We start from the raw sequence: 23,642 nt of genomic DNA, 5'->3' as shown, positions 1-23,642 counted from the left end.
GATAGCAGAAAGGCCACCCGAAGGTGGCCTCTCGATAAGCGCATGGCGCAAGCGTAAAGAACTCGCCGCTTGCAGGAGCCTTGGCGCTCCCCAGCGAACGCGCGAGCTCAGAACGCATCGCGCGCGGCATGCAAACCGTTACAGGTCGATGTGCGACTCCTTGATGGGGAACGGCTTGGCAAAGTGGCAGGCGCAGTAATGGCCCTCGCCGACCTCGCGGAACTCAGGCGCGCTCTCGGAGCACTTGGCCTGCGCGATGGGACAGCGCGTGTGGAAGCGGCAGCCGCTCGGCGGGTCGATCGGGCTCGGCGGGTCGCCAGCGAGGATGATGCGCTTGCGGCTCTTCTGCACGTCCGGATCGGGGATCGGCACGGCGGAGAGCAGCGACTGGGTGTAGGGATGGTTCGGCTCAGCGTACAGGCTCTTCCAGTCGGAGAGCTCGACCATCTTGCCTAGGTACATGACGGCCACGCGGTCGGAGATGTGCTGGACCACGGACAGGTCGTGCGCGATGAACAGGTAGGCGGTGCCGTACTCCTTCTGCAGGTCCTTGAGCAGGTTCAGCACCTGCGCCTGGATCGACACGTCGAGCGCGGAGACGGGCTCGTCGCAGATGATGAGCTTGGGGCGCAGGATGAACGAGCGGGCGATGCCCACGCGCTGGCGCTGACCGCCGGAGAACTCGTGCGGGTAGCGGTTGATGTGCTCCGGGTTGAGGCCGACGACGTCCAACAGCTCGCGCACGCGATCCATGCGCTCCTCGGGCGTGCCGATGCCGTGAATCACCATGGGCTCGGAGATGATCTCGCCGATGGTCATGCGGGGGTTCAGGGACGCGTACGGATCCTGGAAGATGAACTGCATCTCGCGGCGCATGTCCTTGAGCTGCGCCTTGTTCATCTTGGAGACGTCTTTGCCCTCAAAGTACACCTTGCCGGAGGTCGGCGGGTCGAGGTGCATGATGGCGCGGCCGGTCGTGGACTTGCCGCAGCCGGACTCGCCCACCAGGCCGAAGGTCTCGCCGGCGCGAATCTCAAACGAGACGTCGTTCACCGCGGAGACGACCTTTTTGGAGAGCTTGCCGCCCAAAAAGCCGGAACCGGTGGGGAACTCCTTGGTCAGGTGCTCGACCTTGAGCAGGGGCATGGAAGTGTCTGCCATTTAGGCCTCGCCTCCCTTCGTGGCTGCAACGCTTGCGTCATCGGGAATCGCGGTGGGCATGGTGCCGCGCGAGCGGGACGTGTCCGGGGCGAACTTCTTGACGAACGCGTCATCATCGGCGTAGTGGCACTCGGAGTAGTGGCCGTTGCCCATGACGAACTTCTTGGGGCGCTCCTTGTGGCAGAGCTCCGTGGCGAACGGGCAACGGGGCGCGAAGGCGCAACCCTGGGGCAGGTTCACGAGCGACGGCGGGTTGCCGTGGATCGGGGTGAGCGGCTTCTTCTCGTCGGTCGCCTGCTCGGGGATCGAGCGGATGAGGCCCCAGGTGTAGGGGTGGCGGCTCTCGTAGAAGATCTCGTCGGCGGTGCCGAACTCCACCGGGTGACCGGCGTACATGACCATGATCTTATCGGCCATGTCGGCCACGACGCCCAGGTCGTGCGTGATCATGATGATGGCGTTGCCGTTCTTCTCCTGCATCTCCTGCATGAGCTCGATGATCTGCGCCTGGATGGTCACGTCGAGGGCCGTGGTGGGCTCGTCGGCGATGAGGATGTCGGGGTCGCAGGCGAGCGCCATGGCGATCATGACGCGCTGGCGCATACCGCCGGAGAACTGGTGCGGGTACTGGTTCACGCGCTTCTCGGGCTCGGGGATGCCCACGAGGTCGAGCAGCTCGGTGGCGCGCTTGAGAGCCTCCTGCTTGGAGTAGCCGCGGTGCAGACGCAGGCCCTCGCCCACCTGACGGCCGATCTTGTAGACCGGGTTCAGGGAGGTCATGGGGTCCTGGAAGATCATGGCGATGTCGTTGCCGCGGACGTGCTGCATCTCCTCCTCGGACATGGCGAGCAGATCGTGACCGCGATAGGTCACCGAGCCGCCCTCGATCTTTCCGGGAGGCATGTTGATGAGGCCCATGATGGTCATGGCGGTCACGGACTTGCCGGAGCCGGACTCGCCCACCACGCCGAGGGTCTCGCCGCGATCGAGCGTGTAGGACACGCCGTCGACCGCGTGCACCACGCCGTCCTCGGTGTGGAAGTACATCTTGAGGTCGTCGACCTCAAGCAGGTGCTGGCCCTCGGGAATCGGCTGCTCCTTGAGGTCCTTGTAATTCTCGTTCTTCTTAGCCATGGTTTACGCGTCCTTCATCTTCACGTCGAGAGCGTCACGCAGGCCGTCGCCCAGCAAGGTGAACGCAAGAACGGTGGTCAGGATGGCGAGGCCGGGCAGAATCATGAGCCACGGCTCGGTCTGCAGGAACTTCTGGCCCTCCTGGATCAGGGTGCCCCAGGACGGATCCGGCGGGATGACGCCCATGCCCAGGAAGGACAGGGCAGACTCGGTCAGGATGGCACCACCGATGTTCATGGTGGCGTACACCACGATGGAGGCGACGGAGTTGGGGAAGATGTGGCGGGCGATGATGCGGAGGTCGGAGGCGCCCATGGAGCGCGCCGCATCGATGTAGTCGCTCTCCTTGACGGAGAGGATGGCGCTACGGAACACGCGGGCGATCTGCGGCCAGCCCAGGATACCGATGGCGATGAACACGTTCTGGATGCCGTTGCCCACGACCGCGATCATGGCGATGACGAACAGTGTGTACGGGAAGGCGAGGAACGTGTCGGCCAGGCGCATGATGATGGTGTCCCAGATGCCACCGTAGTAGGCGGCGATGGCGCCCATCACCAGACCGATGGCGGTGGAGATGCCCGTGGCCACGATACCAACGGTCAGCGAGATGCGCGCGCCGTAGATGACGCGGGAGAGCACGTCACGGCCGAGCGTGTCGGTGCCGAACGGGTGCTCGAGGGACGGGGCCAGGCGGGAGTTGGCCGCCATGGTGGCCGTGTCGGACGCCGTGGGGTTGCCGAGCGTCTGGGGAACCCAGAGGTCGGCGGTGACGGCGATGACGACGATGAACAAGATCCACACGATGGCGAACATCGCGAGCTTGTTCTCCTTGAGGCGCTTGAGCGCGTCGCCCCACAGGGTGCGCGTGGGCTTATCGGACTTGTCGGCCACAACGTGGGCCTCGGCCGCGGCGGCGCGAGCCTGATCGCCCATCTTGGACATTGGATACTGCATAGCGCTTCCCTCCCTACTTCTCGCTCTTGTTGCCAAGGCGGATACGCGGGTCGAGGAACGCGTAGCTCACATCGACAATGAGGTTGATGATCATGACCACGATGACGATGACCGTGATGGAGCCCATGACGATGGGCCAGTCGCGCTGCGTGATGGCGACGTAGGTCATCTGTCCGACGCCGGGCCAGTTGAAGACCGTCTCGGTGAGGATGGCGCCGGCGAGCATCGCGCCGAAGTCCATACCAATATAGGTGACGACGGGAATGAGGGCGTTCTTGAGCGCGTGATGGAAGATGATCGAGCGCTTGGAGAGACCCTTGGCCTTGGCGGTGCGGATGTAATCCTGGTTCATGACCTCGACCAGCTGCGAGCGCATGATGCGCGCCGTGTAGGCGGTGGATACCGCCGCCAGCGTGACGGCGGGCAGGATGTAGTAGGTCCAGCCGGGGAACTGCGGGTGTGGGCCGGGGACGCCGGAGACGGGGAGCGCAAAGGCACCGCCCGTGACGTCCTTGAGCCAGATGCCAAAGATCAGCTGCAGCAGCAGGCCGAGCCAGAACGCCGGCATGGCGACGAGCGCGGACGTGGTGAGCGTGACCAGGATGTCCCAAAAGGAGTAGCGCTTGATGGCGGAGATGATGCCGGCGCCAATGCCCACGATCGCCTCGATGATGATGGCAACCACCGCGATCTGGACCGTGTACGGATACGCCTCGAAGATCATATCCTTGACCTCACGGCCCTTCTGGTAGGAAGTGCCGAGGTCGCCCTGGAGCAGGTTGCCCAGGTAGGTGAAGTAACGGCTCACCATCGGCGTCTCGATCGTGTCGCCGTTCTCGTCAAACACGATGTCGCCGTTCTCGTCGGTCACGATCAGGCCGTGAGCCGCACGGATGTTCATCTCCGTTTGGGGATCCATCTTCCTCTCGCCGGCGATCAGCTTGATCGGGTCGCCGGGCACGACATTCTGCAGGATGAACAGAATGAGCGTGACGCCGAGGAAGACCGGGATGAACTGCAGGATTCGCTTGAGGATGTACCTGAGCACAGCGATACCCTCCCTAGTCTCTTGGACACTACACTTCGCTACAGTACGACGCAGCGTAAATTGCAATTGTACGTCACCGATTTATCAATACTGCGGTGATTATGCGTAGATATGCATTCCGCACGCGGGCTACGCGACCAAAAAAGCAGGACACCGCTTGCGTGATGTCCTGCCGTTCATGCGCTATGGAGCTGTCGAGGCAAACGCTTAGGCGAGCTCGGCAGTCTGGAACCACGGCTTGGTCTGGGCGTCGTACATGAAGCTCTTCAGACGCTCGGAGCCAACGTAGTTGTGAGCGTAGAACATGATCGGGATGACCGGCATGTCCTTACCGATGGTGGCGCAGATCTTGCGGCACGCGGCCTTGCGCTCCTCGTCGTCCTGGATCTGACGGGCGTCGAGCATGGCCTGATCCATCTCCGGGTTGCTGTACTCCTCGTAATTGTTGTCAGCACCGGTGAAGAAGTTCGGGTACAGGAAGTTGTCCATGGTCGGGTAGTCGGCGGTCCAGCCAAGGCGACCGAGGGAGAAGTCGCCGTCGGAGAGCTGAGTCAGATAGGTAGCCCACTCGACCGACGCCTGGGTCACGGTGATGCCCACGGCCTCGAGGTCGAGCTGGACGGCGGACATGAGATCGCCGTGATCGCCGTCGCTGTTGTAGTTCAGCGTGATCTCAACGCCGCGCTTGCCGGAGGCGTCGGCCGGGTAGCCGGCCTCGTCCAGCAGCTTGCCGGCTGCCTCGGGGTCGTAGCGGCAATCCTCCCACACGTTCTCCTCGGAGTCGTCGATGGAGGTCGGCATGATGGAGGTAGCCGGCATACGGGAGCCCTCGAAGAGCGTGTCGACGATGTTCTGGCGGTTGATGGCCAGGGACACGGCGCGGCGGACCTTGGAATCGGCGAGGACCGGGTCGTTCGGGCTGGGGATCAGGAAGTAGGTGGAGAGCTCGGTGCCCAGCAGGACCTGCTTGCCCGGGGTGGAGGTGAAGCCGTCCTCGGACTCGCCGTACTTCTCGACGGTCTCCTTGATCTTGCCGGACGGGATGGCGGCGAAGTCGATGGAGCCGGCCTGGAACTCGTTGAAGGCCGTCTGCGGGTCCTTCTGGATGGACATGTACACGCCGTCGATCTTGGGGGCGTCGCCGTAGTAGTCATCGAACTTGGCGAGGTCGATGTACTGGTTGTGCTTCCAGGCGTCGGTCATCATGAAGGGGCCGTTGCCGATGGGCTTCTCGAGGAAGGACTTGGGGTCGTCGATGGCGCACTGCGGAACCGGGGCGAGGCCGGGGTGGCAGCAGACGGCCGGGAAATCGGCCATGGGGTCGGTCAGCGTGACCTCAAAGGTCAGGTCGTCGACGGCCTTGAGGCCGGTGAACTCATCGGTCTCGCCGGCGTTGAACTCGGCGTAGCCGGCAACGGGGGCAAGGTGATAGCAGATGTCGGAGGGGGTGTCCATGTCCGGGGAGGCGACGCGCTTCCAACCGCGGACGAAGGACTCGGCGTCGACCGGGTCGCCGTTGTGGAACTTCATGCCCTCGCGGAGCTTGAAGGTGTAGACGCGGCCGTCCTCGGAGACGGTCGGGGCCTCGGCGGCGCAGGCGGGAACGGCACTGCCCTTGTCCCAATCCCACTCCATGAGGCCGTCGAACACGGCGACCACCACGGCGGTGCCCTGGTTCTCCTGGGCGTTATACGGGTCGATGAACGCCGGCTCGGAGAGGTAGAAGCTCATGACGTTGTCGCCGGCGGGAGCAGCGGTGTCACCGCTGCCGGCCTTGTCGCCACCGCCGCCGCAGCCGGCGAGAGCGGCCAGGGCGCTCGTGGCGAGGGCGCCACCGACGAAGGTGCGACGACCCATCACGGGCTGGGAAAACTTAGTGTCAGCCATGCCATCCTCCTTATAATGCAGCTTGCGCGGAGCAAGGCGCCGGTCACGCACCCCTTTAGTGCGACCGGAGGTGCGAACACGTGCCGTGCTCCGTTTACATCGCCGTGATTGCAAGGCTGTTCAGACCACGCGCGATGTGGGCAATACCATAGCGCACTTTTGCATGATGGAGTAGATGGATTCTCGCCAACGGCGCACTTTTTCTTTAGTTTATTAGAGTGCTTGCTTGGAAAAGTGCACTTTAGTGCATAAAAGAGGTGCAAAACGAATATCGCCGCCGAGCGCGATTGTTTCCAGTCTGTAACGGCGCGCACGCGGCGTGCACCTGCGGCGGGAAGCGGCGCGCACTCGGCGTGCACCTGCGGCGGGAAGCGACGCGCACGAACGATGGCAAGCGGCGCATGCTCGCGGCGTGAAGCGGCGCGTGTTGGGCGCGTGCCCGCGGCGTGAAACGGCGCGTGTTGGGCGCGTACGCCTCTTCGACATTCCCGACATTTCCCCACCATCCGCACTGCTCCGTCAAGCAACATGCAGGATGGCACCCCCTCCGCTTGCATCGCTCCACCCAGCAACATGCAGGACGTCTCTCTACCCGCACCGCTCCTCCAAGCAACATGCAAGACGGCCCCCTCCACCTGCGCCGCTTCTCCAAGCAACGCGCAGGATGACGGCCCTCTCCGCTTGCACCGCCCCTCCAAGCAACATGCAGGACGTCTCTCTCCACTTGCACCGCTTCTACAAGCAGCACGCAACACGACGCACTCTGCATCCACTTTGCACCTAATATGCCGTTCACCTGCATGCAAAAACCGCCCGGAACATGTCCGAGCGGCTCAACAAATGAGATGTTGCGTGTTGGATGTACGGCCTACAGACCAACGATGCCCTGAGGGAAGAAGAACATCGCGAGCACGACGCACGCGGCGAACACGCAGGCGACGATGACCGTGAGCTTGTCCAGGTTCTTCTCCATAACGCCCGTCGCAGTGCTCGCGTTATAGAGCGAGCTGGCGATCATGTCGGACACGCCGGTGCCCTTGCCGGAGTGCATGAGTACGAGGGCGATGAGAGCGAGGGTGGAAAGCCCCCACACGGCAAAGAGAACGATCTGAATGGGACCCACGGAACTACTCCTTCAATCGGTAACGCTCAGAGATGATACCACGCAGGCGAAGATGCGGTGCAAGGCACACACATCTCCACCCCGTTGCTACAAGCTGCTTACTTGGCCCAGCCCATGTCCTCGGCGTGGACGGAGAGAAAGAGCGCGGGGCCGTAATTGGCAAGACCCTTCTTGGCGGCGATGACATCGGAGCCGCAGAAGACCGGGATGACAGCATAGCCCTCCATGGCGAGCTTCTCGGCCTCGTTGACGAGCTTGAGCTGCTTCTTGTGGTCGGAGACAGTGGGCACCTCGGCCATCATCTCGTCGATCTCGGCGGAGCCGTACTGGGTGAAGTTGGACTCGGACTCGGAGCCGTAGAGCTGGCCGCCGTTGTTGAAGCTCGTGGGCGTGCCGTTCCAACCCAGCAGCAGAGAGTCCCACTCGCCGCTGGAGATGGTCTTGGAGAAGTCGGCGGAGGCCTTGGTGATCAGGTCGAGCTTGATGCCGGCATCCTTGGCCATCTTCTGGAAGGCGGCGGCGCGGTTCTTGACGGTGTTGGAATCGCCGAACAGCACGAAGCCGAAGCCGGCGACCTTGCCGTCCTTCTCGTAGTAGTCGCCGTTCAGCGTGTAACCGGCGTCCTCGAGGGTCTTGCGGGCGGCCTCGGTATGCTCCTTGGCGTCCTTGAGCTTCTGGACGTCCTCGGGCATGTTGTTCTCATAGCCGTCCATCCACGGCGGGAGGATGATGGAGCCGCAGGGCTTCTCTTCCCAGTTGACGCCCTTGTACTGGATCTCGACGATCGTGGGCATGTGCAGGCACTGGGCGAAGGCCTTGCGGACGGCGACGTCCTGGGTGTTCTCGCGAGTGGTGTTGATCTCGATGCAGGCGATAGCGGAGGAGTAGCCGCGGCGGATCTCGGCGTCTTCCATGTCGAGGAAGTTGGAGAGGATCTCGGCGGAGCCGGTGGTCACATCGGTGGCGTCGATCTCGCCGTTCTTGAAGGCGTTGATGATGGCCTGAGCCTCCATCTGCTTGAAGGTGACCTTCTCGAGCTTGGGGGCGTCACCCCACCAGGCCTTGTTGGGAACGAAGACGGCGTGCGTGTCATCGAAGGACTCGATCTCGAACGGACCGGCGCCCCACTCGACGTGCGGGTTGTTGTTCCAACCGTTGTTGAAGACCTCGGGATCCAGGGAAGCAGGGTGCAGGACCGTACTCCACAGGGCCTCGGCCGGGTAGTAAGGCTTGGCCATGGTGATCACGACGTCGTTGGCCTTCTCGCCCTGAACGATGCTCTCAACCTGGTTGAAACCATCGGTGGAGGCGCAGGCGTAGGCATCGTTCTCGCCGCAACAGCACTTCCAGACGGTCTCGAAGGCACGGTAATCGATGGGGGTTCCGTCGTTGAACACGGCATCGGGGTTCATGGTGATCTTGACGACCTGCTTGCCCGTAGAGTCATCGACCTCGAAGGACTCGACGTAGTTGGGGTTCGGCGTGAACTTGGAACCGGTGGCGTCGGAATCCATGAGCCTGGGCATGTAGAGATTCCACATCGTGTCGATGTAGGTGGTGCCGCCGTTGACGTTGTAGTAGTTCCAGCACGGGCCGACCTCGCCGATGGAGAGGACCAGCTCGCCGCCGTCCTTGACCTCGTCGCGCTTCTTGGGGTTATTGTACACGCCGCCGACCTCGGGCATGGGGATCTGGTCGAGCGGGGTGGTCGCCGGAGTGCCGTTGGCGGGCTCGACGTCGAGGGCGACGGGCGCGGAGCCGGCACCCTCGGCCTTGCCACCGCAGCCGGCAAGGCCGAGGCCCGCGAAGACGGAGGCGGCGCCGGCGAGACCGAGGAAGCCGCGACGGCTGACGGTGTGAGGATTCATAGAAGACATGATCCTTCCTTTCTATTGGAACCTCCGAGGCCTCTGCATAGCCCCGGATGATTCGACCGAAGTTGGGGCTACTTCATGAGCGACGAGGCCTTGACGAGCTCGCCGTCCTTGTAGATCAAGCGCTCGCGCGTGCGCTCGACCACCGGATCGGGGATCGGGATGGCGGAGAGCAGCGCCTTGGTATAGGGATCCTGCGGGTTGGTGAAGACATCCTCGGTCTCGCCATACTCGACGATCTTGCCGAGGTGCATGACCGCGACGGAGTCTGAGATATGGCGGATGACCGCCAGGTCGTGCGCGACGAACAGGTAGGAGAGCTTGAGCTGCGCCTGCAGGTCTTCCAGCAGGTTGACGATGCCCGCCTGGATGGAGACGTCGAGCGAGGCGATGGGCTCGTCGAGCAACAAGATCTTGGGGTCGGTGGCGAGCGCGCGGGCGATGGCGATGCGCTGGCGCTGGCCGCCGGAGAACTGCGTGGGGAAGCGGTCGACGTAATCGGGGTTGATGCCCACGAGGTGCATCAGATCGCCGATGCGGTCGTTGATCTGGGCCTTGGTCCACTTCTGGGCCTCGAGCGGTTCGGCGAGCACGTCGTAGATGGGCATGCGCGGGTCGAGCGAGCTCATGGGGTCCTGGAAGATGACCTGCAGGTCGCGACGCACCTCGTTGCGCTCGCGACGGTTCTTGAGGGTGGAGACGTCACGGCCGAGGACGGAGATCTGGCCGCTCTCGGGCTTGGCGAGCTCCATGATCTGCATGAGCGTGGTGGACTTGCCGGAACCGGACTCGCCCACGAGCGCGAGCGTCTCGCCCTGATGGATCTTGAAGCTCACGTGGTCGACGGCGGTGACGACGCCTTTCTGGCGGCGGATGAACCCCTTACCCTGCACGGGGAAGGTCTTGACGAGGTCCTTGACCTCAAGCACCACGGGACGTGCCTCACGGGGCACGTCGGCCCACTTGGCGGGCAGCGGATCGAGCTCGGGGAACACATCCTCATAGGTGAGGCCCTTATCGACGATCTCCTTGAGGCGATGGCATGCGGCCAGATGGCCCACGCTCTCATCGACGACGGAAAGCTCAGCCTCGGTCTCGAAGCACACGTCGGTCGCCAGCGGACAGCGCGGTGAGAACGGGCAGCCGCTCGGCAACGCGGCAAGCGAGGGCGGGTTGCCTTTGATGGGCACCAAGCGCGTATCGGCGGGCTTGTGCGGCTTGGGCACGGCGCCCAGAAGGCCCATGGTGTAGGGCTGGGCAGGATCGGCAAACAGGGTGTCGATGCTGCCGCGCTCGATGGCCTTGCCGGCGTACATGACCATGACGTCATCGGCCATGCCGGCGACGACGCCCAAGTCGTGCGTGATGAGGATGACGGCGGCGCCCGTCTCACGCTGGGCGACGGCGAGCACGTCCAAGATCTGCGCCTGGATGGTCACGTCGAGTGCGGTGGTGGGCTCGTCGGCGATGATGACGTCGGGATTGTTCGCGATCGCGATGGCGATGACGACGCGCTGGCGCATTCCTCCCGAGAACTCGTGCGGGTAGCTGTCGAGACGCGACTCCGGGTCGGTGATGCCCACGATCTCGAGCAGCTCGATGCAGCGCTCGCGCACCTTGTCCTTGGGCATGTCGGGATTGTGGATGAGCAGGGCCTCGGCGATCTGCTCGCCGATGGTGAAGACCGGCGTCAGGGCGGACAGCGGGTCCTGGAACACCATGGAGATGCGCGCCCCTCGGATGGAGGACATCTCCTCATCGCTCTTGGTGAGCAGCTCCTCCCCCTGCAGCTTGATGGAACCCGAGACGGATGCGTTGTCGTCGAGCAGGCCGATGACCGAAAGGGCGGTGATCGACTTGCCGGAGCCGGACTCGCCGACGATGGCGAACGTGCGGCCCGACCAGATATCGAAGCTCACGCCACGCACGGCGTCAACGCGACCCGCCTCGGTGGCAAACGACACGTTGAGGTCGCGCACTGAGAGCACCGGATCGCCCTTGGGAGCGCCCTTGGGCCCGTTGCAGCACTTGAGCTCGTACTCTAGGATGTCCTTCACTTGGCGTCCCCTTCCTTGGACTCGTCATCCTTGTCTGCCGAACCGGCGGCGCGCGAGTGCGGGTCGATGGCGTCGCGCAGGCCGTCACCGATGAGCTGCATGCTCACGCACAGGATGATGAGCACCGCAGAGGGGATCAAGATGACCCAGGGCGTGGTGAGCATGGCCGAGGAGCCCTGGCTCAGCAAAAAGCCGAGCGAGGTGTCCGGGGCCTTGATGCCCAGACCGAGGAAGCTGTAGGCGGTCTCGGAGTTGATGCCCGAGATGACGCCGAGCACCGTATCGAGAATGAGGATGCTGCCCAGGTTGGGAATGAGGTGACGCACGATGATCTTGATGGGCGACACGCCCATGTAGCGCGCAGCGGTGACGTAATCGCGCTCGCGCAGCGACAGCGCCATGGTGCGCAGGGTACGAGCGTACCCGATCCAGCCAAAAGCCGTGAGACCGAAGATAAGCATGAGCCAACCGGTCTGGCCCGAGGCGCTGCGCACGATCATGGCGACGAGCAGGAAGCTCGGGATGACCATGAGGGTATCGAGCAGGAACATGCCGATCTTCTCACCCCAGCCGCGGGAGTACGCGATGGCGGTGCCCGCGATGGCCGCGATGATGGTGGTCATGATCGAGAAGGAGATACCGATGATGAGCGAGCGGCCCAAGCCGTGCACTACGCAGGCGAACAGGTCGAAGCCGCCGCCATCGGTGCCGAACCAGTGCTCGGCCGACGGGGCCTCGCCCAGGGCGGTGAAGTCGGGGTCAGTGTAGCTGTGCGGGGTCAGATGCGGGCCCACGATCGCCAAAAGCACCAGGACGATGAAAATGACCAGGCCGATGACGGCGCTCTTCTGCCTGAAGAAGCGCCGGGCGATCAAGCGGGCGTAGCTGATGCGTTTGACCTCGCCGCTACCGCGGGCATCGGCCTTGAGCTCCAGCTCGGCGTTGGTGAGCATCTGGGGTTCTTGCGTCTCTGCCATCTCAGCCCTCCTAATTCATCTTGATGCGCGGATCGAGGGCCGCGGCGAACAGGTCTGCCAACAGGGCGCCGATGAGGGTGCACACGCCGCTGAAGGCGGCGACGGCGACGGCGCCGTTGATGTCGTTGGTGCCGATGCAGTTGATGAAGTACTCGCCCATGCCGTGGATGGCGAAGACCTTCTCCGTCATGACGGCGCCGGTGAAGACGGAGGCAATGGAGAAGGCGACGCTCACGGCGGTGGGGATCAGCGAGCTGCGCAGAGCGTGCTTGCGGATGGCCTTCTTACGCGTGAGGCCCTTGGCGCGGGCGGTGCGCACATAGTCGGCGTTCATCTCATCGAGCAGATAGGTGCGCTGCCCGAGGTGGTAGCCGACCGCGGAGACGATCGTGAGGACCACTGAGGGCAGGAACACATGCTGGAGGAAGTCGATGAAGGCCATGATGGGGTCGGACCCGGTGTAGCTCGACAGACCGGTCACGTAGAACAGGCGCATGCCCGTGGCGTCGTTGATCCAGATGGCGGCGAACACGACGAGGATCGCGAGTACGACCGTGGGGATGACCATGAACAGCGATGCCATACCGCTGAAGAAGCGGTCTTGCCACTGATATTGATGTTGCGCCGTGTACACGCCCAAGCTGACGCCGACCACGACCGAGAGCACCGTCGAGATGGCGAGCAACTTGACCGAGGCCCCAATGCGGCTCGAGATGGCGCGGTTGACCGAGTCGCCCGACGGGGACAGGCCAAAATCGCCCTCGAAGATGACATCGTGCAGCCAGTTGCCATAGCGCTCGATGATCGGGGTCTTGTCGTTGATGTTCGCCTCATCGAGCGCGCGCTCGATCGACTCCTGCGGGGGGCGAGGCGTGCGAGACTCATAGTTCGAGCGCGGGTCCATGAATGAACTCGCCAAGAAGAAGGTGAGCGAGGTGGCTATGAATACCATCGCGGCATAACTGAGCACACGCTTGCCCAGATAACCGAGAAACCGTCCCATGACGCTCCTTTCTTACCACTTCCATGCGCCTACGGATACCAAATGAGCGCAATTAACCTTTCAAACTTTACCCAGATACAGCACAAACGCAAGTATGTACGCGGCGATGGCAATAAGAAAACACGTGTATCCGACGTTTTGGGGCCACCATGCGACCCCACCGCGCGCTTTCCAGACTCAAAAAGCCTCCCATCGGTGTACCCGACGGGAGGCCACATACCGAAATCCGGCTCAAGCCGTATCAGCTGACGTCCGCCCTACTCCTCGACGGCCAACACGCGGCCGGTCATCTCAGCACTGGGCTCGAGGCCGGCCATGGTGAGCATGGTCGGGGCGATGTCGGACAGGCGACCATCCTCGATGCCGGTGAGCTTAGCGGTGTCGCTCACGATGATGAACGGCACGCGGTTGGTGGTGTGCGCGGTGAAGGGCTTCTTCTCGCCGTTGACCTCGTCGAACATGTGGTCGGCGTTACCGTGGTCGGCGGTGATGAGCGCAAAGCCGCCCTTTGCCTGGATGGCGGGGATGACCTGGGACAGCGCATGGTCCACAGCCTCGACGGCCTTAACGGCAGCCTCAAACACGCCGGTGTGACCAACCATGTCGCAGTTGGCGAAGTTCACGATGTAGAAGTCGGCGCGATCCTCGTTGATGGCCGCGACGAGCTTTTCGGTGACCTCCGGGGCGCTCATCTCGGGCTTGAGGTCGTAGGTGGCGACCTTCGGCGAAGCCACGAGCACACGCTCCTCGCCGGCCTTGGGCTCCTCGATGCCGCCGTTCAGGAAGAACGTCACGTGGGCGTACTTCTCGGTCTCGGCGGTGTGGAGCTGCTTGAGCCCGTTGGCGGCGATGACGTCGGCCAGGACGTTCTCGGGGAACGTCTTGGGGAAGGCGACCTCAACGTCGAACGTGGGGTCGTACTCGGTCATGGTCACAAAGTGAGAGAGGGCGATCTTCTCGCGCTCGAAGCCGTCGAAGTCAGCATCGGTGAAGGCGCGGGTCATCTGACGGGCGCGATCCGGGCGGAAGTTGAAGAAGATGACGGCGTCGCCGGCGTGGATGCCCTCGTTGTGACAGGCGAACGGATCGACGAACTCGTCGCCGCGCGGGTCCTTCTCATAGAAGGCCTTAATGCCCTCGACCGGATCTGCCTCGGCATCGGAGGCGTTCACCAGCACGTCGTAGGCGCGCTGGATGCGCTCCCAGCGGTTGTCGCGGTCCATAGCCCAGTAACGGCCGGAGACGGTGGCGACGCGAGCATCGCAACCGGTCTTCTCGGACAGCTCACCCAAGAAGGCAACGAGCTCGGACACGTAGCCAGCACCGGACTGCGGGTCGACGTCGCGGCCATCCATAAAGCAGTGGATGCGCACAGTCTTAACGCCGCGCTCGGCGGCCATGGAGACGAGCGCCTCACAGTGGCTCTGCATGGAGTGCACGCCGCCAGGGCTCATGAGGCCCATGAGGTGCAGCGTCTTGTCAGCGGCAGCAACGTCGTCCATGGCCTTGACGAAGACCTCGTTCTCCTTGAGGGAGCCGTCCTTGATAGCGTTGTTGATTCGCGAAAGCTCCTGGAACACGATGCGGCCCGCACCGATGTTGAGGTGACCGACCTCGGAGTTGCCCATCTGGCCGTCGGGCAGGCCGACGTCCTCGCCTGAAGCACCGAGAGTGGTGTGCGGATACTTGGCGTACAGGTCATCGATAAACGGCGTGCTGGCGGTGCTCACGGCATTGTTGGCACCCTCGGGCGCCAAGCCAAAACCGTCCATGATGACGAGCAAAGCAGGAAGGTGGCGGTTAGCCATAGGTAATTCTCCCTTTTTGATAAGAATGGGCCGCGATGCGAACACCACGGCCCCTGTACATGACGGAAATTACTCCGCAGCCTTCACGACCATGGAAGCAAAGTCCTCGGCGACGAGGGACGCGCCGCCCACGAGGGCGCCGTCCACATCGGGCTTGGCCACGAGCTCGGCGATGTTGCCGGGCTTGGCGGAGCCACCGTACAGAACGCGAATGCCATCGGCGAGCTCGGCGCCGAAGATCTCGGCGAGGACCTCACGCACGGCACCGCAGACCTCCTGGGCATCATCGGCAGTGGCGGTCTTGCCGGTGCCGATGGCCCAAATGGGCTCGTAAGCGACGACGAGCTGGGAAGGATCGGTGACCTGGAGACCGGTCAGACCGGCCTTCACCTGAGCGACCACGTGCTCAACATAGGTACCGGCCTCGCGAACCTCAAGGGGCTCGCCGCAGCAGAAGATCGGAACGATGCCACCGGCGATGAGCGCGGCGGCCTTCTTGTTCTGATCTTCGTCGGTCTCGTGGAAGTAGTCGCGACGCTCGGAATGACCGATGATGCAGTACTGCACCGGAACGGACTTGAGCATGGCAACGGAGGTCTCACCGGTATAGGCACCCTTGGCCTCAAAGTAGACGTTCTGGGCACCGAGCTTGACAGCGGAGCCGTCAAGCTTGTGGGAGACGCAGCACAGGTCGATCGTCGGGGGGCAGACGCACACCTCGACGCCCGCGGGAACCTCGGGGAGGGCCTCGACGAGGGCGGAGGCGAGAGCCTTGGCCTCCTCTCGGTCATTGTTCATCTTCCAGTTACCCGCAATAAGGGTGGTACGGTTACTCGGCATCGTTCAGAGCCTCCACTCCAGGAAGAGCCTTGCCCTCAACGAGCTCCATGGAAGCACCACCACCGGTGGAGATCCAGCTCATCTTGTCGGCAAGGTCGAACTTGTTGACGGCAGCGACGGAATCGCCGCCGCCGATGATGGACGTGCCACCGTTGTCCTTGAGCTCGGCAACAGCCTCGGCGACAGCCTGAGTGCCGTGGGCGAAGTTATCGAACTCGAAGACGCCCATGGGGCCGTTCCAGAACACGGTCTTGGCGCCCTTGATGGCCTCGGCGTACAGTGCCTCGGTCTTGGGACCGATGTCCATGCCCATGCGGTCCTCGGGGATGGAGTCGGAAGCGACGACTTCGCCGGTAGCGTCCTCACCGAAGTGGTCGGCAACGACGTTGTCGATCGGAAGCAGAATCTGAACGCCCTTGTCCTCGGCCTTCTTGAGCATCTCGGCAGCGCGCTCGACCCAGTCCTCCTCTTTGAGGGAGGTACCGACGGTCTTGTAGCCCTTGGCCAGGAAGAAGGTGTAGGCCATGCCACCGCCGATGATCAGGGTGTCGGCAGAATCGATGAGGTGATCGAGCACGCCGATCTTAGAGGAGACCTTGGAGCCGCCGACGATAGCGACGAAGGGGCGCTCGGGAGCGGCGAAGATGCCGGTCAGCGTGTCGACCTCCTTCTCGAGCAGGAAGCCGGCGACGGCGGGCAGGTAGGCGGCGGGGCCGACCACGGAGCCCTGAGAGCGGTGAGCGGTACCAAAGGCGTCGAGCACGAAGACGTCGCCGTAGGAAGCGAGGGTCTTGGCGATCTCGGGGTCGTTCTTCTTCTCGCGCTTGTCAAAGCGGACGTTCTCGAGCACGAGGACCTTGCCGGGCTCGAGGGCCTCGACGGCGGCAGCGGCCTTCTCGCCGTAGGTGTCGTCGACGAAGGTCACGTCCAGGCCGGAGAGCTCGGCGAGCTTGGCGGCGACGGGCTCAAGGGAGAACTCGGCCTGGAAGCCGGTGCCGTCCGGGCGGCCGAGGTGGCTCATGAGGATGACGCGGGCGTTGTGCTCGACCAGGTAGTTGATGGTCGGCAGGGCGGCCTTGATGCGGGTGGTGTCGCCAACGACGCCGTCCTTGATCGGCACGTTGAAGTCAACGCGGACGAGGACGCGCTTGCCGTCGACGTCGATGTCGCGGACGGTCTTCTTGGTGAAAGCCATGTCCAATCCTTTCTGGGTATCTGCGCGCGGGCACCTTACCCGCGCACGGTAAAAAGGGCGCGACCCCGGGCATTCGCCGTGAGGCCGCGCCCTCTTTTAGACGCTTGGTCTAGCTGCGAGTGAGCTCGAGCACCTTAGGCAACGAACTTCTCGAAGTACTTGATGGTGCGGACCATCTGGGAAGTGTAGGAGTTCTCGTTGTCGTACCAAGAGACGACCTGCACCAGGGTCTGGCCGTTGCCCAGCGGGTTGCACATGGTCTGGGTGGCGTCGAAGATGGAGCCGTGGGTCTCGCCGATGATGTCGGTGGAGACGATCTCGTCGGTGTTGTAGCCGAAGGTCTCAGGGATGGTCTCGGCGTAAGCCTTCATAGCGGCGTTGACCTCGTCGACGGTGACCTCTTTGTCAACAACGGCATAGAGGTTGGTGAGGGAGCCGGTCGGCGTAGGAACGCGCTGGGCGGCACCGATGAGCTTGCCGTTGAGCTCGGGGAGAACCAGGCCGATGGCCTTGGCGGCACCGGTGCTGTTGGGGACGATGTTGACGGCGCAGGCGCGGGAACGACGCTTGTTGCCCTTGCGCTGCGGGCCGTCGAGCGGCATCTGGTCGCCGGTCCAGGCGTGGATGGTGGTCATGATGCCGGACACGATGGGGGCGAAGTCGTTGAGACCCTTGGCCATCGGGGCGAGGCAGTTGGTGGTGCAGGAGGCGGCGGAGATGATGTTGTCCTCGGCGGTCAGCTGCTCGTGGTTGACGTTGTAGACGATGGTCGGGAGGTCGTTGCCCGCGGGAGCGGAGATGACGACCTTCTTGGCACCGGCGTTGATGTGAGCCTGGGCCTTGGCCTTGGAGGTGTAGAAACCGGTGCACTCGAGCACGACGTCGACGTCGAGGTCGCCCCAAGGCAGGTTGTTGGCGTCGGCCTCCTTGTAGATCTTGATCTCCTTGCCGTCGACGACGATGGAGTCCTCGGTGGCCTCGACCTTATGATCGCGGGAGTAGTTGCCCTGCGTGGAGTCGAACTTCAGCAGATACGCGAGCATGTCGGGAGAGGTGAGGTCGTTGATGGCGACGATCTCGGAGCCCTCGTGACCGAACATCTGGCGGAAGGCCAGACGGCCGATGCGACCGAAGCCGTTGATAGCAACCTTAACTGCCATGTGTGTCTCCTTTCATTGGACCTCCCGCGGGCTCCCTGCCCGCCGTTGAAGTCCGAAAACTAACCACTCACCAAATATAACCGTTTTCCGCATGCCCATTCGCGTGATTGGCAACTTTCGGATAAAACTCGCTTGTTGAAGCGCTCCACTTCGTTGAACAGCCCTTTTACGTGTTCATGCTGCACCTTGGGGACGCAGCCGCCGCGCACATGCGCGCCAAAACGCGCGAGTCGCCCACCATGATGGACGCCGCCCGCGCACCGGCGGGGCCACGCGCGCTCGCCCACTGCGTGGGAAGCTCCCGCATGCGATCCGCACCGCATCGCAAGATGCGCCGGCTGTGCCCCCTACTCGCCCGGCGTTTCGCCACGGGCCTCCTCCACCATCTTTTCCAGGCGCAGCACCCGGTGATACAGGGCGGATTTCGAAAGCGGCGGGTCGGACAGCTGTCCCAGGTCCCTGAGCGACAGATCGGGATGAGCCTCGCGCAGGGCGCAGAAGGTCTCGAGCGCCTCGGGCAAGTCGCGCCTCAGCCCCAGCTTCTCAAGCGCTTCAATCAGCTCGATCTGGCGCTGCGCCGCGCCGGCGGAGCGCGTCTGGTTCGCGAGCTCCGCATTGACGCGGCGGTTGACGTCGTTCTTGACCGATTTGACCGCGCGCGCCTCCTCGATCTCGGCGACGGCGCGATTCGCCCCCAATTTGGAGAGGAGCATCTTGATGTCCTCGGCGCTCTTGATATATACCGCGTAGGCGCCACGCCGGGGATTCACGCGGGCATGCACCCCCATGCCCTCGATGAGCGCGGCGAGGTCGCGGGCGAACTGCTCGCCCTGCACCGCGATCTCCAGGTGGAAGTCGCCCTTGGGGTCTGCCACGAACCCGCCCGCTATCAAGCTGCCGCGAACAAAAGCGCGGCGGCAGCATGCGCGATTCGCGACATGGCGGGGTACGCCGGCAACCAGACCGCCCGAGCGGTCGAGGATGCCCAGCAGCACGAGCGCCTTCTCAAGATCGGGCTGGTCGGGCAGGACGATCAAGTAGTTGCGCACCTTGTGCAGGATGGACCGGCGCACGGTGAGGTCCGTCTTGAGCTTGAGAATCTTATGCGTGAGCTCGATCATCGTGCGCGCGACGGCACCCGTCTCCGTGGCAACCTGCAGCTGGTACCCGCCCTTGCCGGTGATGGAGAGCGTGCCGCACACGCGCACGAGGGCCGCGAGCGTCGACACGTCGCAGTAGGTGCACTCCGGAGCGCAGCGCGCGAGCTCATCGCGCACCTCGGCGGTAAACGACATCTACCTCACCACCTCGGCGAGGGCGGCGGCGAGACGGCCCGCGTCGTGGACGGCGGGCGACTGCGTCCCCGTGAAGTCGCGCACCAGCACGCGCCCGGCGACGGCGCGAATGCGCTCGAGGTCCTCCTCGGTGGTGCGGATGGGACCGAACGGCGCCCCTTTTGCCGCGGCGATCGCCTCGGTGGAGACGACCGTCTCCCCCGCCGCCGCGTCGGCGACGGCGCGCTCCCAGGCGCGCTTCTCGTACGGGTAGACGAACTCCGGCTCGCTCGCGCGGTGCACCAGCACGGCGTCGAGCGCATGCTCAAGCCCGCACGCGGCGAGAGCCTCCACATGGTCGGCCACGCTCATGCCGCTTGTCTCGCCCAGCGAGTCGATCTTGGGGCACACGAACACGCGCGTGGCACGCGTGGCGCACAGCGCGTCGCGAATCCCGGCGACAAGGACGTTCGGAATGATCGAGGTGAACAGCGACCCCGGCCCCATAACCACCACGTCGGCATCGAGGATCGCCTGCACGGCCCGGTTGTTCGCTCGCGCGTCGGCGGGCTCGAGCCACACGCGGGAAAAGGCGCGCATGCCGTACGAGATCCGCGCCTGACCATGAACGATGTCGCCCTCACGCGTTTGGCCCGCCAGACTCACGAGCTCGAGCGTGGAGGGATGGACATGCCCGATGCAGCCCAGCAGGCGCTCGCAGACGTCGATGGCCTCGACGAAGGAGCCCGCCTCCTTGGCGAGCGCCACGAGCAGGAGGTTTCCGAGCGCATGGTCGTCGATGTAGGGAAAGCGATGGGCAAAGGCGCGGGCGATGGGCGACGCCGGGTCCTCGGCGAGGGCGGAGAGGCACTTGCGCACGTCCCCCGGGGGCACGACGTGCTCCTGTTCGCGCAGCAGGCCCGTCGAGCCGCCGTCATCGGCCATCGCCACCACCGAATCGATCTGCGCGCCCATAAGGCGCAGCGCGGCGATGAGCCGAGGCTGCCCCGTGCCGCCGCCGATGGAAACCGCTTTCAGCCGCCGCGTAGACATCTGCTAGCTCCTCAAGTTCGCCTTGGCGAGGTCTCGATGCGAGATGCTCACGTGATAGTGCTGGCGCTCCAGGTAGCGCCCCGTCGCCTCCGCGATGGCGACGCTTCGGTGCTGGCCGCCCGTGCAGCCCACGGCGATGGAAAGCTGGGGCTTGCCCTCCGCGATATAGCCGGGCATCACCGCGTCCAACAGGCGGAACCAGGCGTCCAAGAACTCATGCGTCTTGGGGTGGTCGAGCACGAAATCCGACACCTTGGCGTCGAGCCCCGTCAGCGTGCGCATTTCGGGATCGTAAAACGGGTTGGGCAAAAAGCGCACATCGATCATGAGGTCCGCCTCGATGGGCATGCCGTGCTTGAAGCCGAACGAGAACACGTGCACGTCCATGAGCTGCTCGGCGGTGAGCTCGGAGAACGCGGCCTGCAGGCGCTTGCGCAGGGCCGCGGTGCGCATGCGGCTCGTGTCGATGACCATGTCCGCGCGGTCGCGGATGCTCGCAAGCGCCATGCGCTCGCGCTGGATGGCGTCGGCTGTGGTGTCGCCGCGCGTGGCAAGCGGGTGCCTGCGGCGATTCTCGCTGTAACGGCGGATGAGCACCTCGTCCGACGCCTCGAGGAACACCACCTTGCAGGTCATCTCGTGGTCGCGCAGCGTCTCGATCGCGTCGAGGAGCTCATCGAACAGGCCTTGGCTGCGCAGGTCGCTCGTCACGCACAGGTGGCGGCCAACGCCGGAGTTGATGCCGATAATCTGGGCGAGCTGCAAGATGAGGCTCGGCGGGAGATTATCGATGCAGTAGTACCCCATGTCCTCGAATGCGTGCATGGCCTGCGTGCGGCCGGAGCCGGACATGCCGGTGATGATGACGATGTCGGGAACGCGGTCGGCGAGCTCCGCCGAGGTGATGCTGTTCGAATCTGCCATGATGCCTCCCTGAGAAAACGCGGGCATACCGGTTTCCCAGTATACCCGCGTTACGAGAACCTCGCCCACCGCACCAAGCGCACACAGCGAACCAACCCCCTACACGTCAAGAAGCAACACTGTTTGGAGCTTTGGATATGCGATCAAGGGCCGGTTCGCTCGAACTGCGCCCGCAATATCGCCCCCTTCGCCCGTTACGCAGCAGGAGACACCGCATTCTGCTTGATCGTTTTGACTAGAGCCACCAAAGCGGTCGCCCTCTTTTGGTCAAATATCTGCATAAACGAACAAGGACGGTCGAAGGGCGGCTGCGTGAGGGCGACCGGTTCCATATAGCCATTTTCGACAACATAGTCGACCACGCGTTTGACAAACGAAATCTGCTGTTCGTTAAGACTCTGATCGTTCAAGAACTCCGAAAAAGCCTCCATAGCCGCGTCCCTGTCAAGGTGGACGAGCTTGCGAACGAGCAAGCCGAACGGCGTGTCACCGTAGGTCCTCGCATAGTCCTCCGCGTTCCCGAGTTCGTGCGTGAAAATGTGTTCGAGTTCGGCGACGATGGTGATCACGTTGTTCCGATACAGAGTCGCCTTGCGACCACTGCAGAGCTCGACCATGTACCCGTACATGAGGGAATCGAATTTCAGCGCATCCACATCGGTCTTATCGTTGATGACGAGCATGGAGATGGGCTTCTTGAGCTCAGCTAGCGCGATGTCGCTTATGAGCGTAAACGACTCGATCCGCCGGAACTTCTTCACCTCACGTCGATGATGGCGCACGCTGATCAGCTCATCGTTAAGTGCGACAACCTGACTGTTCATGCCACGTACAAGGTCGCTGCGCCATTCTTGATATTCATCCGATGCAAAAGCGGAATCTTGGAAGATTTGAGCAAGCTCCGCTTGTCGCTGAAAAACCTTCTCGGCAAGCGAAACGACCATCTTGCCCTCAGCGACCTTCGAATTCTCACGGAAGAATTCGAATTTAGCTGTCGAAACAAGGCGGTTGCTTTAAGCATAGACATGGGACTGACATAAAAAGGGGCGCCCAACGTATCAGGCGCCCAGATATGCCAGCCATGGGCCGGCGCATCTCATTTCGCAGAGAATTGTAGCACTGCGGATAACCCCAAGCTACCTCTTCGCAATATAAGCAAGCGCCGCCTTGATTTTGAGATTGTCGGACTTCCCAATCATCTGCTGATAGATATCGGGCGGCAGCTTGTGCACGTAAAAGTCGCCGAGGATTCTCTCGTATTCAGCCACGAACCTCTTTCGCTGTGTCTTTGAATAACCTAAGGCAGAGGTAAAGAAGACGACCAACAGCATGCAGTCGGCGATCTGGGAGAAAGGCACTGGGTCAATACCAAACTCCTGACCCAGATACTCCCTTACGTGTTTGTTCGGAGTGTTCCGGATAAGGAACCGAGCATCGAGGATGACGTTATTGTGGGCAACGCTGTTACGCAAGCTCGCCAGCACTCGTAACAACGCCAAAAGCAAATCCGTCTTGTCCTTCTTTTGGGCATAGCGGCTGCAGATTCGCCCGGGCATGCCCAAACGGTCATAAATCGCGTCCTTCAATTCGTCCGTCAAGCAGGAGTAACTGGCACTGAACTCCCCAAGGGTCAACGTCTCCATGAGCGCCCAGATGGGAACTCCCCTTGACTGATCGGTAAAGTGCCTGATTACCGGCTCACCTTCCCGTGCACTTTGCTTTGCTACTTTCTGCGCCAAATACGAGAGCTCACTATACTGCTCTTTTGCTCCTGCACCCGTAAGGCACTCTGAACACACAACGTCAAAGGAAGCCGACCTTCCCCTCTCTGCCAGATCGGAACATATCGCATCGAGAATGCAGCTTTTGAGGGAAGTCTCGACCTGCATGATTTGCGGGTAGAAAAGTGTCTTGAGCTCCATGTCGAACGCATAGAGGCCCAAAACCTGATCGAAGTCGGTGAGCGGCAATGGGCTGCGGCGCTCGCGGGCGAAGCGGCAACCCTTGTAGCCATGATAATAGCCAATGTTTTGGAGCTTCTTCTTGGCAGAAGAACCCTTTATGCTCACACCCTGAGCTCGGAGGTGCCTCATAAGCGCATTCGTGCTCAGGGGGACATACTCAAGTTGCTTTCCCATGTCGACCACTCTCCATCACCTACGAACTA

At 62.9% G+C, this 23,642-nt stretch carries 19 protein-coding genes; all 19 read right to left on the bottom strand.

Features of this window, described 5'->3' with window-relative positions; genetic code table 11:
• Window positions 1–138: 138 nt before the first annotated feature.
• Window positions 139–1,161, bottom strand: a complete 1,023-nt coding sequence (locus LK434_RS00995) for an ABC transporter ATP-binding protein (protein WP_006722108.1) — start codon at window positions 1,159–1,161, stop codon at window positions 139–141.
• Window positions 1,162–2,295 (bottom strand): ABC transporter ATP-binding protein, encoded by a 1,134-nt coding sequence (locus LK434_RS00990; protein ID WP_006722109.1) that lies wholly within the window; start codon window positions 2,293–2,295, stop codon window positions 1,162–1,164.
• A gap of 3 nt (window positions 2,296–2,298) precedes the next feature.
• Window positions 2,299–3,240, bottom strand: a complete 942-nt coding sequence (locus LK434_RS00985) for an ABC transporter permease (protein ID WP_040361951.1) — start codon at window positions 3,238–3,240, stop codon at window positions 2,299–2,301.
• Window positions 3,241–3,265: 25 nt separating this feature from the next.
• Window positions 3,266–4,300, bottom strand: coding sequence for an ABC transporter permease (locus tag LK434_RS00980; protein WP_006722111.1), 1,035 nt, complete (start codon window positions 4,298–4,300; stop codon window positions 3,266–3,268).
• Window positions 4,301–4,507: 207 nt separating this feature from the next.
• Entirely contained in the window at window positions 4,508–6,187 is a 1,680-nt protein-coding gene (locus LK434_RS00975) for a peptide ABC transporter substrate-binding protein (RefSeq protein WP_227917772.1), read from the bottom strand.
• Between the two features lie 868 nt (window positions 6,188–7,055).
• Window positions 7,056–7,310 carry a preprotein translocase subunit SecG gene (secG, locus tag LK434_RS00970; RefSeq protein ID WP_006722115.1) on the bottom strand — a complete coding sequence of 85 codons (255 nt, stop codon included), beginning with the start codon at window positions 7,308–7,310 and terminating at the stop codon, window positions 7,056–7,058.
• A gap of 98 nt (window positions 7,311–7,408) precedes the next feature.
• Window positions 7,409–9,187 carry an ABC transporter family substrate-binding protein gene (locus LK434_RS00965; RefSeq protein WP_227917771.1) on the bottom strand — a complete coding sequence of 593 codons (1,779 nt, stop codon included), beginning with the start codon at window positions 9,185–9,187 and terminating at the stop codon, window positions 7,409–7,411.
• Between the two features lie 68 nt (window positions 9,188–9,255).
• Complete coding sequence (locus LK434_RS00960; protein ID WP_006722117.1) at window positions 9,256–11,241, bottom strand: ABC transporter ATP-binding protein; 1,986 nt, start codon at window positions 11,239–11,241, stop codon at window positions 9,256–9,258.
• Window positions 11,238–12,218, bottom strand: a complete 981-nt coding sequence (locus LK434_RS00955) for an ABC transporter permease (RefSeq protein WP_006722118.1) — start codon at window positions 12,216–12,218, stop codon at window positions 11,238–11,240. The genes LK434_RS00960 and LK434_RS00955 overlap by 4 nt, the downstream gene beginning before the upstream one ends.
• A gap of 10 nt (window positions 12,219–12,228) precedes the next feature.
• Entirely contained in the window at window positions 12,229–13,221 is a 993-nt protein-coding gene (locus tag LK434_RS00950) for an ABC transporter permease (protein ID WP_006722119.1), read from the bottom strand.
• 257 nt (window positions 13,222–13,478) lie between these two features.
• Window positions 13,479–15,029 carry a 2,3-bisphosphoglycerate-independent phosphoglycerate mutase gene (gene gpmI / locus LK434_RS00945; protein ID WP_006722121.1) on the bottom strand — a complete coding sequence of 517 codons (1,551 nt, stop codon included), beginning with the start codon at window positions 15,027–15,029 and terminating at the stop codon, window positions 13,479–13,481.
• Window positions 15,030–15,098: 69 nt separating this feature from the next.
• Complete coding sequence (tpiA, locus tag LK434_RS00940) at window positions 15,099–15,869, bottom strand: triose-phosphate isomerase (protein ID WP_006722122.1); 771 nt, start codon at window positions 15,867–15,869, stop codon at window positions 15,099–15,101.
• Window positions 15,859–17,064, bottom strand: coding sequence for a phosphoglycerate kinase (locus LK434_RS00935; protein ID WP_006722123.1), 1,206 nt, complete (start codon window positions 17,062–17,064; stop codon window positions 15,859–15,861). The genes tpiA and LK434_RS00935 overlap by 11 nt, the downstream gene beginning before the upstream one ends.
• Window positions 17,065–17,198: 134 nt before the next feature.
• Window positions 17,199–18,224 carry a type I glyceraldehyde-3-phosphate dehydrogenase gene (gene gap, locus LK434_RS00930; protein ID WP_006722124.1) on the bottom strand — a complete coding sequence of 342 codons (1,026 nt, stop codon included), beginning with the start codon at window positions 18,222–18,224 and terminating at the stop codon, window positions 17,199–17,201.
• Between the two features lie 347 nt (window positions 18,225–18,571).
• Window positions 18,572–19,519 carry a DNA-binding protein WhiA gene (gene whiA, locus LK434_RS00925; RefSeq protein ID WP_006722126.1) on the bottom strand — a complete coding sequence of 316 codons (948 nt, stop codon included), beginning with the start codon at window positions 19,517–19,519 and terminating at the stop codon, window positions 18,572–18,574.
• On the bottom strand, window positions 19,520–20,551 hold the full coding sequence (locus tag LK434_RS00920) for a gluconeogenesis factor YvcK family protein (RefSeq protein ID WP_006722127.1): 1,032 nt from the start codon (window positions 20,549–20,551) through the stop codon (window positions 19,520–19,522).
• Between the two features lie 3 nt (window positions 20,552–20,554).
• The gene (rapZ, locus tag LK434_RS00915) at window positions 20,555–21,475 is read right to left on the bottom strand and encodes an RNase adapter RapZ (protein WP_040361956.1); all 921 of its coding nucleotides are present in this window, start codon (window positions 21,473–21,475) and stop codon (window positions 20,555–20,557) included.
• Window positions 21,476–21,669: 194 nt separating this feature from the next.
• Window positions 21,670–22,419, bottom strand: coding sequence for a type I restriction-modification enzyme R subunit C-terminal domain-containing protein (locus LK434_RS00910; protein ID WP_040361908.1), 750 nt, complete (start codon window positions 22,417–22,419; stop codon window positions 21,670–21,672).
• Window positions 22,420–22,611: 192 nt separating this feature from the next.
• Window positions 22,612–23,613: an Abi family protein gene (locus tag LK434_RS00905; protein ID WP_006722131.1), complete on the bottom strand. Its 1,002-nt coding sequence runs from the start codon at window positions 23,611–23,613 to the stop codon at window positions 22,612–22,614.
• Window positions 23,614–23,642 lie beyond the last annotated feature (29 nt).

Source organism: Collinsella stercoris DSM 13279 (genome assembly GCF_020735465.1).
Lineage (GTDB): Bacteria > Actinomycetota > Coriobacteriia > Coriobacteriales > Coriobacteriaceae > Collinsella > Collinsella stercoris.
This window is presented reverse-complemented; position numbering and strand designations above follow the sequence as displayed.

Bases quoted from the DNA above. Each gene is read 5' to 3' on its own strand.
- LK434_RS00965 (WP_227917771.1), bottom strand. From the start codon at position 9,187: ATGTCTTCTATGAATCCTCACACCGTCAGCCGTCGCGGCTTCCTCGGT.
- rapZ (WP_040361956.1), bottom strand. From the start codon at position 21,475: ATGGCAGATTCGAACAGCATCACCTCGGCGGAGCTCGCCGACCGCGTT.
- LK434_RS00995 (WP_006722108.1), bottom strand. From the start codon at position 1,161: ATGGCAGACACTTCCATGCCCCTGCTCAAGGTCGAGCACCTGACCAAG.
- LK434_RS00990 (WP_006722109.1), bottom strand. From the start codon at position 2,295: ATGGCTAAGAAGAACGAGAATTACAAGGACCTCAAGGAGCAGCCGATT.
- LK434_RS00975 (WP_227917772.1), bottom strand. From the start codon at position 6,187: ATGGCTGACACTAAGTTTTCCCAGCCCGTGATGGGTCGTCGCACCTTC.
- whiA (WP_006722126.1), bottom strand. From the start codon at position 19,519: ATGTCGTTTACCGCCGAGGTGCGCGATGAGCTCGCGCGCTGCGCTCCG.
- gpmI (WP_006722121.1), bottom strand. From the start codon at position 15,029: ATGGCTAACCGCCACCTTCCTGCTTTGCTCGTCATCATGGACGGTTTT.
- LK434_RS00920 (WP_006722127.1), bottom strand. From the start codon at position 20,551: ATGTCTACGCGGCGGCTGAAAGCGGTTTCCATCGGCGGCGGCACGGGG.
- LK434_RS00950 (WP_006722119.1), bottom strand. From the start codon at position 13,221: ATGGGACGGTTTCTCGGTTATCTGGGCAAGCGTGTGCTCAGTTATGCC.
- LK434_RS00955 (WP_006722118.1), bottom strand. From the start codon at position 12,218: ATGGCAGAGACGCAAGAACCCCAGATGCTCACCAACGCCGAGCTGGAG.
- LK434_RS00935 (WP_006722123.1), bottom strand. From the start codon at position 17,064: ATGGCTTTCACCAAGAAGACCGTCCGCGACATCGACGTCGACGGCAAG.
- LK434_RS00910 (WP_040361908.1), bottom strand. From the start codon at position 22,419: ATGGTCGTTTCGCTTGCCGAGAAGGTTTTTCAGCGACAAGCGGAGCTT.
- gap (WP_006722124.1), bottom strand. From the start codon at position 18,224: ATGGCAGTTAAGGTTGCTATCAACGGCTTCGGTCGCATCGGCCGTCTG.
- tpiA (WP_006722122.1), bottom strand. From the start codon at position 15,869: ATGCCGAGTAACCGTACCACCCTTATTGCGGGTAACTGGAAGATGAAC.
- LK434_RS00905 (WP_006722131.1), bottom strand. From the start codon at position 23,613: ATGGGAAAGCAACTTGAGTATGTCCCCCTGAGCACGAATGCGCTTATG.
- LK434_RS00985 (WP_040361951.1), bottom strand. From the start codon at position 3,240: ATGTCCAAGATGGGCGATCAGGCTCGCGCCGCCGCGGCCGAGGCCCAC.